The following is a 15756-nucleotide window of genomic DNA, read 5'->3' on the forward strand; positions in this document are numbered from 1 at the left end:
CGTAGGAAAAATCGAGAGGAGACAATATGGCAGATCAAATCGCAGATAACGTCATCGCCATGATCAAGAAAAACGCTGCTGCGTATGGCACCGACAGAGATCCCTCCTTGAGCGACGCCGAAATAACGACTGAGACCGAGCTGACCTCGCTCGGTATCGATTCGATAGGACTGGCGGATATCCTCTGGGATCTGGAGCAAGCCTATGACATCGGCATCGAGTTTAACACCGCAGACGCCTGGGCAAATCTTAAAACTGTCGGTGATCTCATTGAAGCCGTCCGCGCTTTGAGAGTAAGGGAGGCTTGAATGGACAGGCGCGTCGTTATCACTGGAATGGGCGGCCTATGCGGACTGGGAACCAACCACACCTCCATCTGGGAAGCAATGCGCGAAGGACGTTCCGCTATCGGCCCAATCGCCAATTCAGACCTTCACGAGTTGAAGGGCATGATCGGCGCCGAGATCAAGGCGCTACCGGAGCATGGCCTAAATTCCAAGCAAACCAATTCAATGGACCGCTTCAGCTTGCTTGCCGTGATTGCCGCACGCGAAGCTGCAAGACATGCCGAACTCTCCATTGACGAAGGAAACACCTATCGCATCGGTGCGATGGTGGGTGTTGGCGTGTGCGGCTGGGAAGCGATCGAAGGAAACTATCGCGCTCTTCTTTTAGATGGCGCTCGGCGGGCTGCCATCCTTACTGCACCCAAGGTTATGCCGAGTGCTGCCGCCGCTCAGGTCAGCATGAGCCTTGGCTTGCGCGGTCCGGTTTTCGGCGTCACATCCGCCTGTGCCTCGGCCAACCATGCCATCGCCTCGGCAGTGGATCAGATCAGGCTCGGCCGCGCCGACGTGATGCTGGCCGGCGGCAGCGAAGCCCCGCTTGTGTGGGGCGTGCTGAAGTCTTGGGAAGCGCTGCGCATACTCGCGCCCGATACCTGCCGACCCTTCTCCGCCGACAGAAAAGGCGTGGTATTAGGCGAGGGCGCGGCAATGGCGGTATTGGAAAGCTATCAGCATGCGGCACGGCGGGGTGCGACGATACTTGCCGAAATCGCCGGCGCTGGTCTTTCCGCCGACGCATTCGACATCGTTGCACCTGCCGTCGAAGGGCCGGTGGCCGCGATGCGCGCCTGCCTTTCTGATGCTGAGCTGAATGCTGAGGACGTGGATTATCTAAATGCGCATGGCACTGGTACCAGAGCCAACGATCAGATCGAAACAGCAGCGATCAAACGTGTCTTCCGACATCATGCCAACTCGATGTCCGTCTCCTCAACCAAATCCGTGCACGCGCATTGCCTCGGTGCGTCGAGCGCGCTCGAGATGATCGCCTGTGTGATGGCTCTGCGCGAAGGCGTCGTGCCGCCGACCGCCAACTACCGCGAGCCGGATCCTGCTTGCGATCTCGATTTTACTCCCAATGTGCCGCGCGAGCGGAAATTGCACGTAGCACTGAGCAACGCCTTCGCCATGGGCGGCACGAATGCCGTTGTGGCATTCAAGCGGGTATAGACCAGGCGTTTTCCTCGCCTTGCCTGTCAATGATGCCGTGCTGAATGTCGGATTTTAGTCGTCTGGCGCGAGCTGTGCCAGTGGCTATCTGACTTGGATGATGTTGTCTGCTGGCGCCCGTGAGCTTTGGCCGATCATCAGCCCGTCGATCATAAACGACGAGAGGTACTCAATGAATATAGCACCACGGAACTCCGTAGATTCGCATCGAAAAGAGGATGATCATCTTGCACGTCACCTTTCCAACCGGCATCTCCAGCTTATAGCCATCGGAGGCGCAATTGGCACCGGTCTTTTCATGGGATCCGGAAAGACCATTTCGCTCGCCGGGCCTTCGATCTTGCTCGTCTACGCGATCATTGGCTTCATGCTTTTCTTTGTCATGCGTGCGCTCGGAGAAATCCTGCTATCCAGTTTGGAATATCGTTCGTTTGCGGATTTCGCCGGGGACTATCTCGGGCCCTGGGCGCAGTTTTTCAGCGGCTGGACCTACTGGCTTTCCTGGATTGTGACCGGGGTGGCCGACGTTGTCGCCGTTTCCAGCTACGTGTCATTTTGGCTCCCAGACATTGCGCTCTGGGTCCCAGCGCTTGGTCTGATATTCACGCTTCTCGCCCTCAACCTGCCGACGGTGCGCAATTTCGGTGAAATCGAATTCTGGTTTGCGCTCATCAAGATTGTCACTATCGTGTCACTCATCCTTGCCGGTGTTTACATGCTTTCCAAAGGCTTCACACTGCCCAATGGAAGCACGGCATCGGTCTCGCATCTGTGGCTGCATGGCGGCTTCTTTCCGAATGGTTTCCACGGTTTCGTTGCCGGTTTCCAAATTGCTGTGTTTGCCTTTGCAGGTGTCGAACTCGTTGGAATGACCGCCGCAGAGACCAAAGACTCGGCCCGCAACCTGCCAAAGGCAATCAACTCGATTCCGGTGCGCGTGGCACTCTTCTATCTCGGTGCCCTGTTCGTCATCCTTACGGTCATCCCATGGAATGAAGTCGATCCGAATTCGAGCCCGTTTGTCGCTATGTTTTCGCTTGCTGGACTTGGTATTGCCGCCCATGTGGTGAATTTCGTCGTATTGACCTCGGCGACATCAAGTGCCAACTCAGGCATATATTCAACATCGCGCATGGTCTACGGACTTGCGACCCTCCGGCTGGCCCCGAGCCTGTTCGGCAAGTTGAACCGAAGGAAAGTGCCGGTAAATGCACTGTTCTTCTCGTGCGTCTTTCTGCTGGCGGGCATCGGACTGCTTTACTCCGGTGATAATATTATCGAGGCTTTCACGATCGTCACGGCGGTTTCTGCGGTGCTTATCATCTTTATTTGGTCGATCATCCTTGCATCTTACCTGCAATATCGCCGCAAGCGGCCGGACTTGCACGAAAAATCCAGCTTCAAACTGCCCGGCGGACGTGCGGCTGTCGCAATGGTCTTCGGTTTCTTCATCTTCATCCTGTGGGCCTTGGCGCAGAAGCCGGACACGGCTATCGCCTTGAAGGTTACGCCGCTGTGGTTCGTATTGCTCGCAATCGCCTATGTGGTAGTCAAAAAGGCACGACGCTCACGATTATCCGTCGAGGGTGGAAATGGTCTCGATCGAATATGACGAAGATTTTCCGTCGGATAAGATGCAGCAAGGCGTCGGTGCGCCCCGCTGGCGCTCAGTTTCTCTGCCTGGTCGCCTTTTCCGAAGACCTGCTTGATCCCTGTAACTCAAGAAAGTGGCAGATGGATCCGACATAGCGTTTCCGGTTCGAATGGCGAGTTTGTAGGAAGAACCACGGATTGTCAGAAACCCGACACGGCCGGCCGCCAATCAAGCAGCGAAGCTCTTCCTTCGCTATCGCGCCCAGAAACGCAGGAAGCGTCGCTCTGCAAACGGACGACAAGCCGGCCTAAGCAATGCGAAGTGCAGCGCGCGTTTTCAAATCCAGATGCGACGGTCGCTCCTTTTAAGCCGGGCAGCGCGGACGCACCAAAAATCTCAGGAGAAACAGGCAAGCTTCTTTAAATCATAATTTGCGTGGCGGTTGATTAAAGGCATAAAGTCCGGATGGCCGAGAATGTCTTCGCCCATCCGCTGCTCGGCAGTCCCCTGCGACTTATCCTGTCGGTTCCGCGGTCTCGGCGGTCAATCGCTTGAAGATCGGCACCAACCGCGGATGACGGCCTGCGGGTGGATGCTGAATATCAACCGTGCGCCCCACTTTCTTCTGCCGCTTAAGCCAATCGCGTAAGGTCTCTGCGCAGGTATGGTCGACATAGTGCAAATCGCTGCTGGCGATCCGGACCGTGCAACCAGCTGGAAGCGATTCCAAAGTATTAAGGAGCGCGGGAACATCCCTGCAAGTCGCAACGCCTCCAAGCGTCAGATGAACCGTCTCAGCATCTTCCATTCGATCGATAGCAAGCTTGCGCCGTAGATAAGGAAGGACCTCGAAAATCGAGAGCGTCAAACCTAGAGCCACGCCCACGAGCAAGTCCTGCAAGACGACCATGGCAACGGTCGCAACCCAGATGCCCACGGGCACCCAACCATGATGATCGAAGAGATCGCGCACGTGATGAAGGCTGATCAGCCGCCAACCCGTCACGAGCAGTATTGCGGCGAGCGCCGTCAGCGGCACCGTGGAAAGCAATTGCGGCAGCAATACCGTAAGCCCAAGAATCCAGACGCCATGCAGGACGGCCGATGCCCGTGTCTGCGCCCCGGCTTGGATATTTGCCGAGGAGCGTACGATAACACCAGTGATCGGTAGACCACCGAGCAGTCCGCAGAACCCATTGCCAATACCTTGTGCGAAAAGCTCCTTGTTGAAGCGTGTGCTGGCGCCGTCATGCATCCGGTCGACAGCCGCAGACGACAGCAATGATTCCGCACTGGCGATGACCGCAATTACGAGCGTTGTGATGACGATTCCAGGCTGAGCCATATTCGCGAAACTTTCCACTGTCGGCAATGAAATGCTGTTTGCTAGAGATGCAGGAACCTCGACCCTGGCAATCGGTAGCCGCATTGCAGCCGTTAATGTGGTTCCGGTGGCAACGCCTACCAGCGCACCCGGGACCAGCCTCAGCCGGTTCGGCCTGAATTTTTCCCAGCCGATCATCGCGAGCAAGGAAATCAGCCCTACAAGCAGGTCGACGGATTCGCTCGTCAAACCGGCCCCCCAAAGATGTCCGAATGTTCGCTCCATCGCCACGACGTTTTCAATGCCACCCGCAGCCGGTTTAGCCCCCATCAGAACGTGTATTTGTCCGAGGATGATCAGAATGCCGATACCGGCCAGCATACCGTGAACGACAGCGGGCGAGATTGCCCGAAACCATGAACCGATCTTCAGGAACGCGGCAAGGATCTGCAAAAGCCCGGCAACGATCAGGACCGGCCCGAGCATGGCCACTCCATATTGTTCGACAAAGCCGAAGACAACGACCGCCAGACCAGCGGCAGGGCCTGACACTTGCAGGGGCGAACCCGCCAGCAAGCCCACCACAATCCCGCCGACGATGCCTGATATAAGGCCCATGGCAACAGGCACGCCCGAGGCAACTGCAATTCCAAGGCAAAGCGGGATAGCAACGAAAAAGACGACAAGCGACGAGGAGAAATCGCGCGAAAAAGCGAAGTTGTTATTGGTCATGGCCCTACTCCGCTGCAACTGCGGCTGCGACTTGCGGCCGATCACGACCGGTAACGGCAACCGGTAACGGCCCGTCCTCGCGTATCTTTGTGAAGCGAGCGGCCGACCCGTCGTAAACCTCCACCTCGCCGGTTTCGATATCGAAAAACCACCCGTGCAGCGTTATGTCATTGGTCGCAAGTTTGGCTGCGACGGACGGATGTGTGCGCAGGTGGTCAAGCTGAACAATGACGTTCTCCATGGCGATAGCGCGGACCTTCTGACGTTCGGAAAGGTCGGCCGGATAGGCTTGGCAAACGATCGAATGCGCAGCGCAACCATGCTTCAGCCAAGCGGCGACGTTCGGCATGGATTTTAGCAATTCGGGACGGCAGAGGCCTTTCATCGCGCCACAATCGGAATGGCCACAAACGATGATGTCTCGAACCGCGAGAGCTACGACGGCATATTCTATTGCGGACGAAACGCCACCGTTTGCGGTGGAAAATGGTGGAACGATATTTCCGGCATTGCGGCATACGAACAGCTCGCCTGGTCCTGATTGCGTGATGGTTTCTGGCAGGACTCGACTGTCGGCGCACGAAATCATCAAGGCGTGCGGCTGCTGTCCCTCTTGCGCAAGCTTGCGGTAAAGTGCCTGGTAGTTCGGGAACACGGCACCGCGGAAATTCGAGATTCCTTTTAGTAGATCACCCATAGCAAGTCCTCATTGTGGGGGTGGATGGAAGCAGGGCGCGCGCCTGCCTCGGCGGAAATCATTTCGCAACTGCGAGATGGAAGTGTGATAAGCAAAGAGGATGCCAAGGCGTCGATCGCGTTATTCTATATTGTAATAATATGGGTGTGCTCAGTCCTTGATCACGGCTTGTCGCCATATCTGCCCGGAAAAGCCCGGTGGACGTCCGCGAGACCGCAATTGCCGGAGCAGGCATCGATTAAAGTTGGTAGTAGGTCCTCAACGGGATGCTGCGATGCGGAATTTTAAGCAACTACGAAGTTTTCCGTCCTGCTCGATGGAGGCGCAGTGCTGAGATTCGGCGCAATGGCTCCACGAACGCTCGTAAGAACCACATCGAGCAGGTGGACGCGATCACCTGCCGCAGCGCACCATCAATGCGAGCTTCTGACCGATAAGATGGCCGTGGCCAAAGCTATCGCAGCCAGGCCGGCTGCCCCGATCGGCAGCACCGACACGTCATAATTTGCAATAAGCTTGCCGCCGACTACGGCGCCGCCGGCAACGCCTATGTGCATTGCGGTGACATTCGCACCGATGATAATGTCGCTCGGGCTTCGGCCGAGATCCGCAATATAGCTTTGGACGATCGGCGAGATCGACCAGCTCGCGCATCCCCACATTGACAGGCTCGCGAAAAAAAAGATGCTGCTTTCTGACATGCATAACAGCAACGTTGTGACGAGATAGATTGCAGGGCTGGCGACCAGCGCGAGCCGACGACCTGCGACGTCAGAGAGAATACCGGCAAGCATGCCGCCCGCCATGCCCGACGACCCGAAAACCGCGTAAAGAAAGGCCTCCCAATGTGGCCCGAAGAACCCCTTGCTTGCGGCGTAAGAGGTCAAATAACTGAAGAGGGTGAAATGACCTGCAATGAACAAAATGGAAACACACTGCGCCATCATCTGATTGCGATCTCGGAAATGAGCTAGGCTGTGGTGACGATTTAACTATTTGATCCATAGCATGATGCTTGCAAGCTTGATGAAGCCGAGGAAGTGGGCGGCGAGCTTGTCGTAGCGTGTTGCGATGCGCCGCCATTGTTTGAGCTTGGAAAAGAAGCTCTCGATACCCCATCGTTGCTTGTAGGCGAGGCGATCGTAAGCATGCTGATGCTTGCGGTGACGGCGAGGTGGAATGACCGGTTCGCCGCCATGGTCGAGGATGATGTCATGCAGGCTGTCGGCGTCGTAGGCACGATCCGCAAGCACCTGCTTGGCTGGCAGCCCTCGAATGAGGTCGCAGGCGGGTGCCATGTCGTTTTGTTGTCCGGGACCGAGTCGGAAGCGAACCGGCAATCCCAGCGCATCGACTACAGCATGGATTTTGCTCCCAAATCCGCCTCGGGAACGGCCGAGAGCCTGGGTTTGCGCTCCCCCCTTTTTCGACGTCCACCAGCGGCCTGTGCCTGCGCCCGGATGACTGTGGCGTCGATGGACAGCCATTCCATGTCCGGATCGGCAGCCACAGTATCAAAGATCTGGTCGAATACGCCCTGTTCGATCCAGCGATAGTAGCGCCGCTTGACAGTCTGATAAGGACCGAAACGATCTTCGGGTAGATCGCGCCAGCGTGCACCAGAGCGGGCAAGCCACAACACCGCATCGAAGAATCGGCGACCGTCGCTACGAGGACCACGCCGGCCCTTACGGCCACCCGGTACAAACGGTTTCAGCCGCTCCCACTGATCGTCTCGAAGTGTCTCGCCATCCATCGCTAACCTCCAAAAGCTAGCGTTGAATCTGATTTGAGCCTCAGATGGAATCCAAAACGTTAATTTGTCACCACACCCTAGATACAATTTGCCAAAAAGCGAGCGCTTGCTCCTCGACCGGACATTCGGTAGTCGGACGATTACAAGCCATATAGTGACGACAGATAGCCCGATCATCGCAAGGCCTACGGCGCGCCAACCACCCAGATGTGTAATCCAAATGCCCAGAGGCACCCCCAAAAAAAGTGAGCCGCCTATTCCAAGGTACACGGCGGCTATGGCACGAGCTCGGTCTCTTTCCGAGACGATCTGAACTGCAGAACCGACGGCGCACACCGATATCTGCGCGCAAGCCATTGCCGTGATGATCCTTGGGCGCTTATCACGAGCAGCCCCGATCCACCGATCACGACCGCCACATTGCTTCCTGCAAAGATCGATATCGCTGCGACGAGCGTCGGTTGGATCGAAACGATAGGAAATCAGTGCAGCGATCGGCGCGAAGAAGGCATAGGTGATCGAGAAAACTGAAATGACGCTACTTGCTTCGGACTCGCTTACTCCAAGGCTGCCGGCCATATCCGGCAGCACCCCGATGAAAACGTTCTCGGCCAGTCCTGTGATAAACACAGCAATAGTGAGTACGAGAATTCGACTATCCATGCCGCCAACCGTGCTGGATTGGCGGCTTCTTGCGCGGTCTCTTTTCCACCAGCTCTGCCCCCATGCTCTCAGCAGTCCTCATATGCCCTGGTTTCATTTTGTGTTTTGCGAGCCGAGATGGGCTCCTGCCTCAAACCCGTTTGACGTCCCCGGGACCGTTTGCAACGAGATCGGCTGCGTAAAGTACTCGTACTTGGCCGTCAGCACGCCTTGCGTGAACTGAAGCGCATGCTTGCCAAAGAACCACTCTTCAACAGCATAGCCGCGTGTCAGTTCCGTCGGCGAGGTAAGGTTCACTCCGGGCATTTCGATCCGATTGACCGTCGTCGGTCGGACGCATAACAGGCTGACGTCCGCAACATGCATCCCGAGCGGGATCTTTTCGAACAAGTCGCAAGACAGCTCGTCGCTGTTCGACAGGTCGACTTTGGTGAATGGCAAAGGGCCGTCGGGCACTGCCTTTCTGGACACAAATTTTTCTACTGCGTGGACATGCGTCGCAATCCCGGGATGGGAATCCCATTTTGCATAGAAATCAGAGCGTAGTACCTGCCAATCTGCATATAATGATTCAAGATCGCCCCGATCGAATGAATTGGAGTGCCGGCACTCGTACGGAACGGGATACCGGGAAGTCCCGATGATTGTTGTAAAATTGTGAAATCCGCCCTCGTTGGTCCGTTGTCTCAACTCATTGACCAACGGAACCCACACATCCTTGCTCACAAAATGCAACGAAGAGTGCGCGAGAGCCAGGTCGTACCTCTGATCAGGCACGAAATCCTCAATTCTCCCTTCGATCACATTGATATTCAACGAATGCTTGGCGGTAACCGATCTCAGCTTTCTGACCGCGCTCGATGACGATTCCAATGCGGTCACCGTGTGCCCCCTGAACGCAAGGAAGAGAGCGTTCCTGCCTTCGCCGCACCCTAGGTCGACGACCGTTGCGTTTCTTGGCAGTTGCTGTTCTACCTCATAGACTTCGATGCTTGGCCCGCCCATTGTCCAGACGTTGGGATCCGAATAACCTCGTTCCCAAAACCGCTCACTGTCATTCATTTCGGGACGTACCTTTCTTCACGGATCTTCACATGGTCCGAGAAGAGGTGATGGGCTATCAGTTTGCTGTATTTGTAACCTTTCCGGGTCAGGCGGATGGCCCCATCGGACCGCAAATCGATGCAGCCTTCGACTTCCAGAGCATCTATCACTTCCAAAAAATCGGCTCGGAGATGCCGTTTGAAGCGCCGTGAATAATCCGATTCTGAAAGCTGGTTGAGGGTAAGATTGAGTAGAAAATATCTCAAACGTTCTTCGGATTCGTCTAGTATCACTCCATATTTCAGCAAATTCCGGCCAGTGAGTTCGAGGTTTACGTGATCGTCTATGACTTTGCCGACGTTCTTCAGCGCGACAGCATAGTCGAGGCTGTAGTGGTATTTCCCGTTATAACTTCGCGCGCCTGCTCCTATGCCTATCGTCGGAATGCCGAGAAAGTCAGACGTTTCCTGGCTGTAGGCGCTGGTGCCTTCGGGAAGACAGGTAAAACGGGTGAAGGATTCCTGCCGATACGCATTATCCTGCATAAAATCGACATTGCTGTCGTAGATCGCATATTTGACATGGTCTTCCACATATTCCCCAGGTTGCGATCGCTGCTGCTTTTGCACAGCAGTGAGTGGCCGGGTGACCGCCGGGTAGAGCGAAACGGTTGTTGGCCGAAAGGACAAAACCCGCTCCAGCGAGCGTTTCCAACTTTCCTGTGTTTGACGGAAGAGACCGTAGATCAAGTCGAGGTTGAAATTATCAAAACGCGTCCGAATGGCTTCGATGGCGGAAATTGACACAGAAACCGGATATGGGCGTCCGGACGCTCTCAGTTCGACGGAATCCATCGTTTGGATTCCCATGCTGATCCGGTTCACGCCCTGGTTCTTCAAAAAATCTAGCAGTTCCCCGGACAGAGTGTCGGGAGAGCCTTCCACGCACAGCTCGGTTGAACGGTCGATATTTGGGAAGCCATTTCGAATGGAGGAGAAAATTTGGGCAAGCTGATCCATGGGCAGGAGAGTCGGGGTTCCGCCGCCGATATAGAGCGATGCCACAGGTCTGTGCCCCGCAAATGTTGCATAAAGGCGTATCTGCCAGCAGATCTTTTGGACATAACGTCGAATAAGACCCTCCGTGTGCCGCGTGGTCAAAAAGAGCGTACAATAGGTGCACCTATATCGGCAAAATGGCACATGTATATATAACGATACCGGCGCCTGGTCGTTTGAATCGTATGCGTACGAGCTGAGCCGCCTGCCGTAAGGCTGTCCGATATGGCAGGCACTGTCTTTATTGACGTCAATAAGGACAGAGCGGAATGGAACGACTTGAGATCGTCGATATTGGGCGGCGACGGCGCTTCAGCAGAGAGATGAAGCTGCAGATTGTCGCGGAAAGCTACTCTGAGCCCGGTCAGTGTGCGACAACAGCGCGACGTCATGGAATATCGCGATCGCAGTTATATGAGTGGCGTCGCCTGGCGCGGGCGTGGCAACTCGATATTGCTGCTCCTTTCAGCGGCTTCGTCCCGGCCGTTGTAGCTCCTGAGCCAGGTGCGGCGGCAAGCTCAACACCAGGAGCTGGCCGGATCGAAGTTGTCGCGGCGAACGGCCGTCGTTTGATCGTGGACGGCAGCGTCGATGTTGAGGTCCTGGTTCAGATCGTGCGAGGCCTGGAGACGCTGCGATGATCACGTTGCCCTCCGGTCAGAATGTGCGGGTCTGGATAGCGACGGGCCATACGGATATGCGGTGCGGGTTCGCCGCTTTGGCGTTGCGGGTGCAGGAAGTGTTGAAGCTGAGGCCGCTGGACGGCAATCTTTTTGTGTTTCGCGGTCGCAGCGGATCACTGATAAAGGTAATCTGGAGTGACGGCCAGGGAAGCTGCCTTTTTACAAAAAGGCTCGACCGTGGGAGGTTCATCTGGCCGACTACGGAAGGCGGCGCGGTTGCGATCTCACCTGCGCAGCTCAGTTATCTTCTGTCTGGAATTGACTGGCGCAACCCGCAGGAAACCTTTCGTCCGACGCGGGTCGGATAGCATTAATTCATTGAATAAATTGAATGAATCTGATTGAATAGCTTCATGATGTCGAAGCCATCATGATCTTCCTGCGGACCTTGCGAGCGCCTATCTGGCGCTGCTTTCGCAGCACGATACGGTCGTCGCCGAACGGGACATCGCGGTGGCGCACGCTGCCAATGCGCAGGCCATGCTGTCAGATAGCGAGGCGCTGATCGCCAGACTGGAACTGGCGATCGAAAAGCTGAAGCGCGAACTCAAGGGCCAGAGATCGGAGCGCACGGCGCGTCTGATCGACCAGATGGAGTTGCAGCTCGAGGAAGTCGTGATGGCAGCGACGGAGGACGAGGTGGCGGCCCAGGCGGCTGCCGCCAGAACGTCGAGCGTGCGGTCGTTCACCCGCAAGCGACGGTCAAGCAAACCCTGGCCGGAGGATGTCGTGCGTGAGCGCGTGGTCATCGACCCTCCGACCGTCTGTGCATTCTGCGGCGGGCCGCGTCTGTCGAAGCTGGGCGAGGATGTTAACGAGACGCTCGAGGAGATACCGCGCCGCTTCAAGGTGATCGAGACGGTTCGCGAGAAATTTACCTGCCGCGATTGCGAGGCGATCAGCCAGGCTCCGGCACCATTCCATGCCACGCCGCGCGGCTTCATTGGCCCGCATCTGCTGGCGACGATCGTCTTCGACAAGTTCGGGATGCACAGCCCGCTGAACGGCAGAGCACACGATTCAAATGCGAAGGGATAGACCTGTCGACCTCGACGCTGGCCGATCAGGTCGGCTTTGGGACGGCGGCCCTCATGCCGGTCTACGACCTAATCGAGAAGCATGTCTTCGCGGCCGAACGTCTTCACGGTGACGACACCACCATTCCGATCCAGGCCAAGGGCAAATGCGTGACCGGGCGAATATGGAGCTACGTCCGGGACGACCAGCCATTCGGGGGTACGGATGCGCCGGCGGCGATCTATTATGCGTCGAGTGACCGGCGTGGTGAACATCCGCAGAAGCACCTGGCCGAGTATGGCGGCATTCTGCAGACGGATTGCTACAACGGGTTCGAGCCGGACATCGTTGCCAGGACGAAGAAGGTGCCGATCACCTTTGCATTCTGCCATGCCCATTCGCGTCGGAAATTCTTCGTACTGGCCGATATCGAGAAGAATGCCAGGGATCAGAAGCGCAATGGCAAGCCGATCTCGCCGATCGCTCTGGAGGCCGTCAGGCGTTATGACGAACTGTTCGAGATCGAGCGGCAGATCAACGGACTGAGCGCCGAAGAACGGCGGGCGGTGCGCCAGGAAAGGAGCAAGCCGCTGTTCGACGACATGCACGCGTGGCTGATAAAGGAACGCGCCACGCTCAGCAAATCGTCCGACGTCATCGAACCGATCGACTACATGCTCAAGCGCTGGGAGGGATTTGCCCTGTTCCTCGAAGACGGAAGGGTTTGTCTCACCAACAACGCCGCGGAGCGCTCGCTCAGAGGCCTTGCATTGGGCAGACGAAACTGGACCTTCGCCGGTTCCCAGCGCGGCGCCGACCGCGCTGCCGTCATACTCACCGCCATCACCACATGCCGCCTCAGCGAGGTCGATCCAAAAGCCTGGCTTGCCGACGTGTTCGCCCGCATCGCCGATCTTCCCGTCTCCCGCTTGCACGAGCTGCTCCCCTGGGAATGGAAGAGGCTGCGGGAGGCCGAGAAGGCCCCGGTTCAGCCCAACGCCTGAACATCAGCCCCATCATACGTCAGCAACCGTTCACGCGCGCGAGGAAATTCCGCGGTCCACGGCGTATGGATACTTTGAATCCCACACATTGCTCAAACTAACGTTTTCAAGCTCTTTATATGTCCGTTTTGGGGGGTAGCTATAGACATACGCCTTAAGGTCGCCTTGCCCGATTGCTTCCCGCAGGGAATTTGCAAATGATTGCATGCTCCTTTCTCCTGCGGCCGGCATTATTCGGCAATCTGCGCGAGGTCAGCGTCAAGGCGCTTGCGCACGAGGTTTGGAACGGTTGCAGTCTTAATGGCATCGAGATTGGTCGGGTGGTCGCCAACCTGAACGAGCGCCACCATGCCCATGCCGGCATGTGGCGTGCATTTCACCACATAGGCGCCGGGTATATCGAATTTTGCCCGATATTCTTCGTTTGCTTTGGATTTGAACTCCGGTGCGCCTTTTGGGATCAAACCCTTGAACGTTTCGACATTGTGTCCCTTATCAACCGGAATAAACGTGACCGTGTCGCCTGGTGCTATTTTCGTGAAACCTGGCTCGAAGACCATTGCGCCGTCCGTGCCCTTGTTCACCATCCGAATCTGGTAGTCCGCGGCCAACGGTGGCGTCGCTGATGTGGCCAGCGCCGCCGTTGCGACGATCGTATAGATTTTCAAACGCATTTCTGATCTCCTTCGCGATAGCCCGATTAACCGGCCCGAAGTTTTAGGCGCGGACCGGCCGACATTCCTTGAGATCGAGCAATCTTTGATCAAATTCTGCGAAATCATGCGTGGCTGGTGTCCATCCGCGCGCGGAGAGGTCGCTGCGGCAACCACGCGTTCCGGCTCACGTTCTCAATGAGAACACTCCCAACGCGCCTCATCCTCGGGTGATTCAAAGCGCAATGGGATGCAATCAGGTGGGTCATCAAACAAAAATCGCAGCGATCGTTGAGAGAGATCAAGGACTGAGTGCCCCTCACGTGCGAATAGTTCCCCAACTGGCGAGAAAGACGGCCGCCTGTGGCGCGGTCGTCTGCGCTTCGGGAACCATGACATGAATTACACCGCTGAAACCGTGCTGGTTGCGGTCGGGGCTTTCTTGGCACTGGTCGGCGCGGGGGCCTCTCATGATCAGCTTTTTGCAACCCAGATGGGGATCCTGTTTTTCTGTCTGCTTGCGGGCACCGTGCTGCTTTTGCGGCGGATTGATTTTTCCCCCGAGACAGTGAGCGCCAAATCCAAAAACGGAGCCTATTTTGACGAGGTCATCCGCTATGGATTGATTGCGACCGTCTTTTGGGGGGTGATTGGCTTCCTGATCGGTGTCGTGATCGCCCTCCAGCTTGCCTATCCGGATCTGAACATCGCGCCGTATTTCAACTTTGGCCGGCTCCGCCCACTTCATACCTCCGCGGTCATCTTCGCCTTCGGCGGCAACGGGTTGATAATGACCTCCTTCTACGTCGTCCAGCGCACCTGCCGAGCCCGGCTCTTCGGCGGCAATCTCGGTTGGTTCGTGTTCTGGGGATATCAACTCTTTATCGTCATGGCCGCGACCGGCTATGTTCTCGGGATCACACAGGCCCGCGAATATGCCGAGCCCGAATGGTATGTCGACATCTGGCTCACCATTGTCTGGGTCGCTTATCTTGCCACCTATCTGGGAACGATCCTGAAGCGCAAGGAGCCGCACATCTATGTGGCGAACTGGTTCTATCTGAGCTTTATCGTCACCATCGCCATGCTGCACGTCGTCAACAATCTGTCTGTGCCGGTGTCTTTCCTCGGCTCGAAGAGCTATTCGCTATTTTCGGGCGTGCAGGGTGCCCTGACACAATGGTGGTACGGCCACAACGCCGTCGGCTTTTTCCTGACGGCAGGCTTCCTTGGCATGATGTACTATTTCGTGCCGAAGCAGGCGAACCGCCCAGTCTATTCCTACCGCCTGTCGATCATCCATTTCTGGGCCCTGATCTTCATGTACATTTGGGCTGGTCCACATCACCTGCATTACACGGCATTGCCCGACTGGGCGCAGACGCTGGGCATGGTCTTCTCGGTGATGCTGTGGATGCCTTCCTGGGGCGGCATGATCAACGGCCTGATGACGCTTTCGGGCGCCTGGGACAAGATCCGCACCGACCCGATCATCCGCATGATGATCGTCGCGATCGCCTTCTATGGCATGTCGACCTTCGAAGGCCCGATGATGTCGGTCAAGACGGTCAACTCGCTCAGTCACTATACCGAATGGACCATCGGTCACGTTCATTCCGGCGCGCTCGGCTGGGTCGGCATGATCACGTTCGGCGCCATCTACTACCTGACGCCAAAGCTCTGGGGACGTGAGCGGCTTTACAGCCTCCGCATGGTCAACTGGCATTTCTGGCTCGCCACGCTGGGCATCGTTATCTACGCGGCGGTGCTGTGGGTCGCCGGCATTCAACAAGGCCTGATGTGGCGCGAATACAATAGCCAGGGCTTCCTCGTCTATTCCTTCGCAGAGACCGTGGCTGCGATGTTTCCCTACTACCTCCTGCGCGCCGTCGGCGGTGCTCTCTATCTGGCGGGGGGAGTGATCATGGCCTGGAACGTCGCAATGACCATCCGGGGGCGCCAGCGCGACGAAGCCGCGATCCCAAGCGCTTTCATCGCCAAGGCCGCCGAGTGA

13 protein-coding genes and 2 pseudogenes are annotated in these 15756 nt (G+C 56.7%); 7 read left to right on the forward strand and 8 right to left on the reverse strand.

Features of this window, described 5'->3' with window-relative positions:
- The first annotated feature begins 26 nt into the window (after positions 1–26).
- The 3 genes from QA646_RS27690 (at position 27) to QA646_RS27700 (ending at position 3129) form a co-directional block, all read left to right on the forward strand.
- A complete protein-coding gene (locus tag QA646_RS27690; protein WP_260305703.1) occupies positions 27–308 on the forward strand; it encodes an acyl carrier protein in 282 nt (93 codons plus the stop codon).
- Positions 309–1517: a beta-ketoacyl-[acyl-carrier-protein] synthase family protein gene (locus QA646_RS27695; RefSeq protein ID WP_260305705.1), complete on the forward strand. Its 1209-nt coding sequence runs from the start codon at positions 309–311 to the stop codon at positions 1515–1517.
- A 172-nt stretch (positions 1518–1689) separates the two neighbouring features.
- Positions 1690–3129 (forward strand): amino acid permease, encoded by a 1440-nt coding sequence (locus QA646_RS27700; protein ID WP_283060943.1) that lies wholly within the window; start codon positions 1690–1692, stop codon positions 3127–3129.
- 496 nt (positions 3130–3625) lie between these two features.
- Here the strand turns inward: QA646_RS27700 and QA646_RS27705 are convergent, their stop codons facing one another.
- From QA646_RS27705 to QA646_RS27735, 7 genes and pseudogenes are all read right to left on the reverse strand, one after another.
- Positions 3626–5167, reverse strand: a complete 1542-nt coding sequence (locus QA646_RS27705) for a SulP family inorganic anion transporter (protein WP_283060944.1) — start codon at positions 5165–5167, stop codon at positions 3626–3628.
- 4 nt (positions 5168–5171) lie between these two features.
- Positions 5172–5864 (reverse strand): carbonic anhydrase, encoded by a 693-nt coding sequence (locus tag QA646_RS27710; protein ID WP_260305708.1) that lies wholly within the window; start codon positions 5862–5864, stop codon positions 5172–5174.
- Between the two features lie 413 nt (positions 5865–6277).
- Positions 6278–6658 (reverse strand): hypothetical protein, encoded by a 381-nt coding sequence (locus tag QA646_RS27715; RefSeq protein ID WP_283060945.1) that lies wholly within the window; start codon positions 6656–6658, stop codon positions 6278–6280.
- 198 nt (positions 6659–6856) lie between these two features.
- Positions 6857–7620, reverse strand: a protein-coding gene (locus QA646_RS27720) for an IS5 family transposase (protein ID WP_283061019.1) whose coding sequence is annotated in 2 segments (ribosomal slippage) — positions 6857–7293 and positions 7293–7620 — 765 coding nt in all. Because the reading frame shifts where the segments join, the coding sequence is not laid out codon by codon here.
- Between the two features lie 75 nt (positions 7621–7695).
- Positions 7696–8283 (reverse strand): annotated as a pseudogene (locus QA646_RS27725) (MFS transporter); the annotation flags it as partial.
- Between the two features lie 93 nt (positions 8284–8376).
- Positions 8377–9345 (reverse strand): methyltransferase domain-containing protein, encoded by a 969-nt coding sequence (locus tag QA646_RS27730; RefSeq protein ID WP_283060946.1) that lies wholly within the window; start codon positions 9343–9345, stop codon positions 8377–8379.
- Complete coding sequence (locus QA646_RS27735) at positions 9342–10640, reverse strand: STM4012 family radical SAM protein (RefSeq protein WP_349254282.1); 1299 nt, start codon at positions 10638–10640, stop codon at positions 9342–9344. The genes QA646_RS27730 and QA646_RS27735 overlap by 4 nt, the downstream gene beginning before the upstream one ends.
- A gap of 14 nt (positions 10641–10654) precedes the next feature.
- Between QA646_RS27735 and QA646_RS27740 the strand changes: the two genes are divergently transcribed.
- The 3 genes and pseudogenes from QA646_RS27740 (at position 10655) to QA646_RS27750 (ending at position 13089) form a co-directional block, all read left to right on the forward strand.
- Entirely contained in the window at positions 10655–11026 is a 372-nt protein-coding gene (locus QA646_RS27740; protein ID WP_283060947.1) for a transposase, read from the forward strand.
- Entirely contained in the window at positions 11023–11376 is a 354-nt protein-coding gene (gene tnpB, locus QA646_RS27745) for an IS66 family insertion sequence element accessory protein TnpB (RefSeq protein WP_283060948.1), read from the forward strand. The genes QA646_RS27740 and tnpB overlap by 4 nt, the downstream gene beginning before the upstream one ends.
- 45 nt (positions 11377–11421) lie before the next feature.
- Positions 11422–13089, forward strand: a pseudogene (locus tag QA646_RS27750) (IS66 family transposase).
- Between the two features lie 230 nt (positions 13090–13319).
- Here the strand turns inward: QA646_RS27750 and QA646_RS27755 are convergent.
- Positions 13320–13763 (reverse strand): pseudoazurin, encoded by a 444-nt coding sequence (locus QA646_RS27755; RefSeq protein WP_260305712.1) that lies wholly within the window; start codon positions 13761–13763, stop codon positions 13320–13322.
- A gap of 376 nt (positions 13764–14139) precedes the next feature.
- On the opposite strand from QA646_RS27755, the gene ccoN reads away from it, so the two are divergent.
- Positions 14140–15756, forward strand: a complete 1617-nt coding sequence (ccoN, locus tag QA646_RS27760) for a cytochrome-c oxidase, cbb3-type subunit I (protein WP_283060949.1) — start codon at positions 14140–14142, stop codon at positions 15754–15756.

Origin of the sequence: Rhizobium sp. CB3090 (genome assembly GCF_029714285.1) — a bacterium.
Taxonomy (GTDB): Bacteria; Pseudomonadota; Alphaproteobacteria; order Rhizobiales; family Rhizobiaceae; genus Rhizobium.

Excerpts from the sequence above, each read along its gene's own strand:
- QA646_RS27700 (WP_283060943.1), top strand. The coding sequence starts at position 1,690 with ATGAATATAGCACCACGGAACTCCGTAGATTCGCATCGAAAAGAGGAT.
- tnpB (WP_283060948.1), top strand. The coding sequence starts at position 11,023 with ATGATCACGTTGCCCTCCGGTCAGAATGTGCGGGTCTGGATAGCGACG.
- QA646_RS27710 (WP_260305708.1), bottom strand. The coding sequence starts at position 5,864 with ATGGGTGATCTACTAAAAGGAATCTCGAATTTCCGCGGTGCCGTGTTC.
- QA646_RS27695 (WP_260305705.1), top strand. The coding sequence starts at position 309 with ATGGACAGGCGCGTCGTTATCACTGGAATGGGCGGCCTATGCGGACTG.
- QA646_RS27740 (WP_283060947.1), top strand. The coding sequence starts at position 10,655 with ATGGAACGACTTGAGATCGTCGATATTGGGCGGCGACGGCGCTTCAGC.
- QA646_RS27730 (WP_283060946.1), bottom strand. The coding sequence starts at position 9,345 with ATGAATGACAGTGAGCGGTTTTGGGAACGAGGTTATTCGGATCCCAAC.
- ccoN (WP_283060949.1), top strand. The coding sequence starts at position 14,140 with ATGAATTACACCGCTGAAACCGTGCTGGTTGCGGTCGGGGCTTTCTTG.
- QA646_RS27715 (WP_283060945.1), bottom strand. The coding sequence starts at position 6,658 with ATGCTTGCCGGTATTCTCTCTGACGTCGCAGGTCGTCGGCTCGCGCTG.
- QA646_RS27705 (WP_283060944.1), bottom strand. The coding sequence starts at position 5,167 with ATGACCAATAACAACTTCGCTTTTTCGCGCGATTTCTCCTCGTCGCTT.
- QA646_RS27755 (WP_260305712.1), bottom strand. The coding sequence starts at position 13,763 with ATGCGTTTGAAAATCTATACGATCGTCGCAACGGCGGCGCTGGCCACA.
- QA646_RS27690 (WP_260305703.1), top strand. The coding sequence starts at position 27 with ATGGCAGATCAAATCGCAGATAACGTCATCGCCATGATCAAGAAAAAC.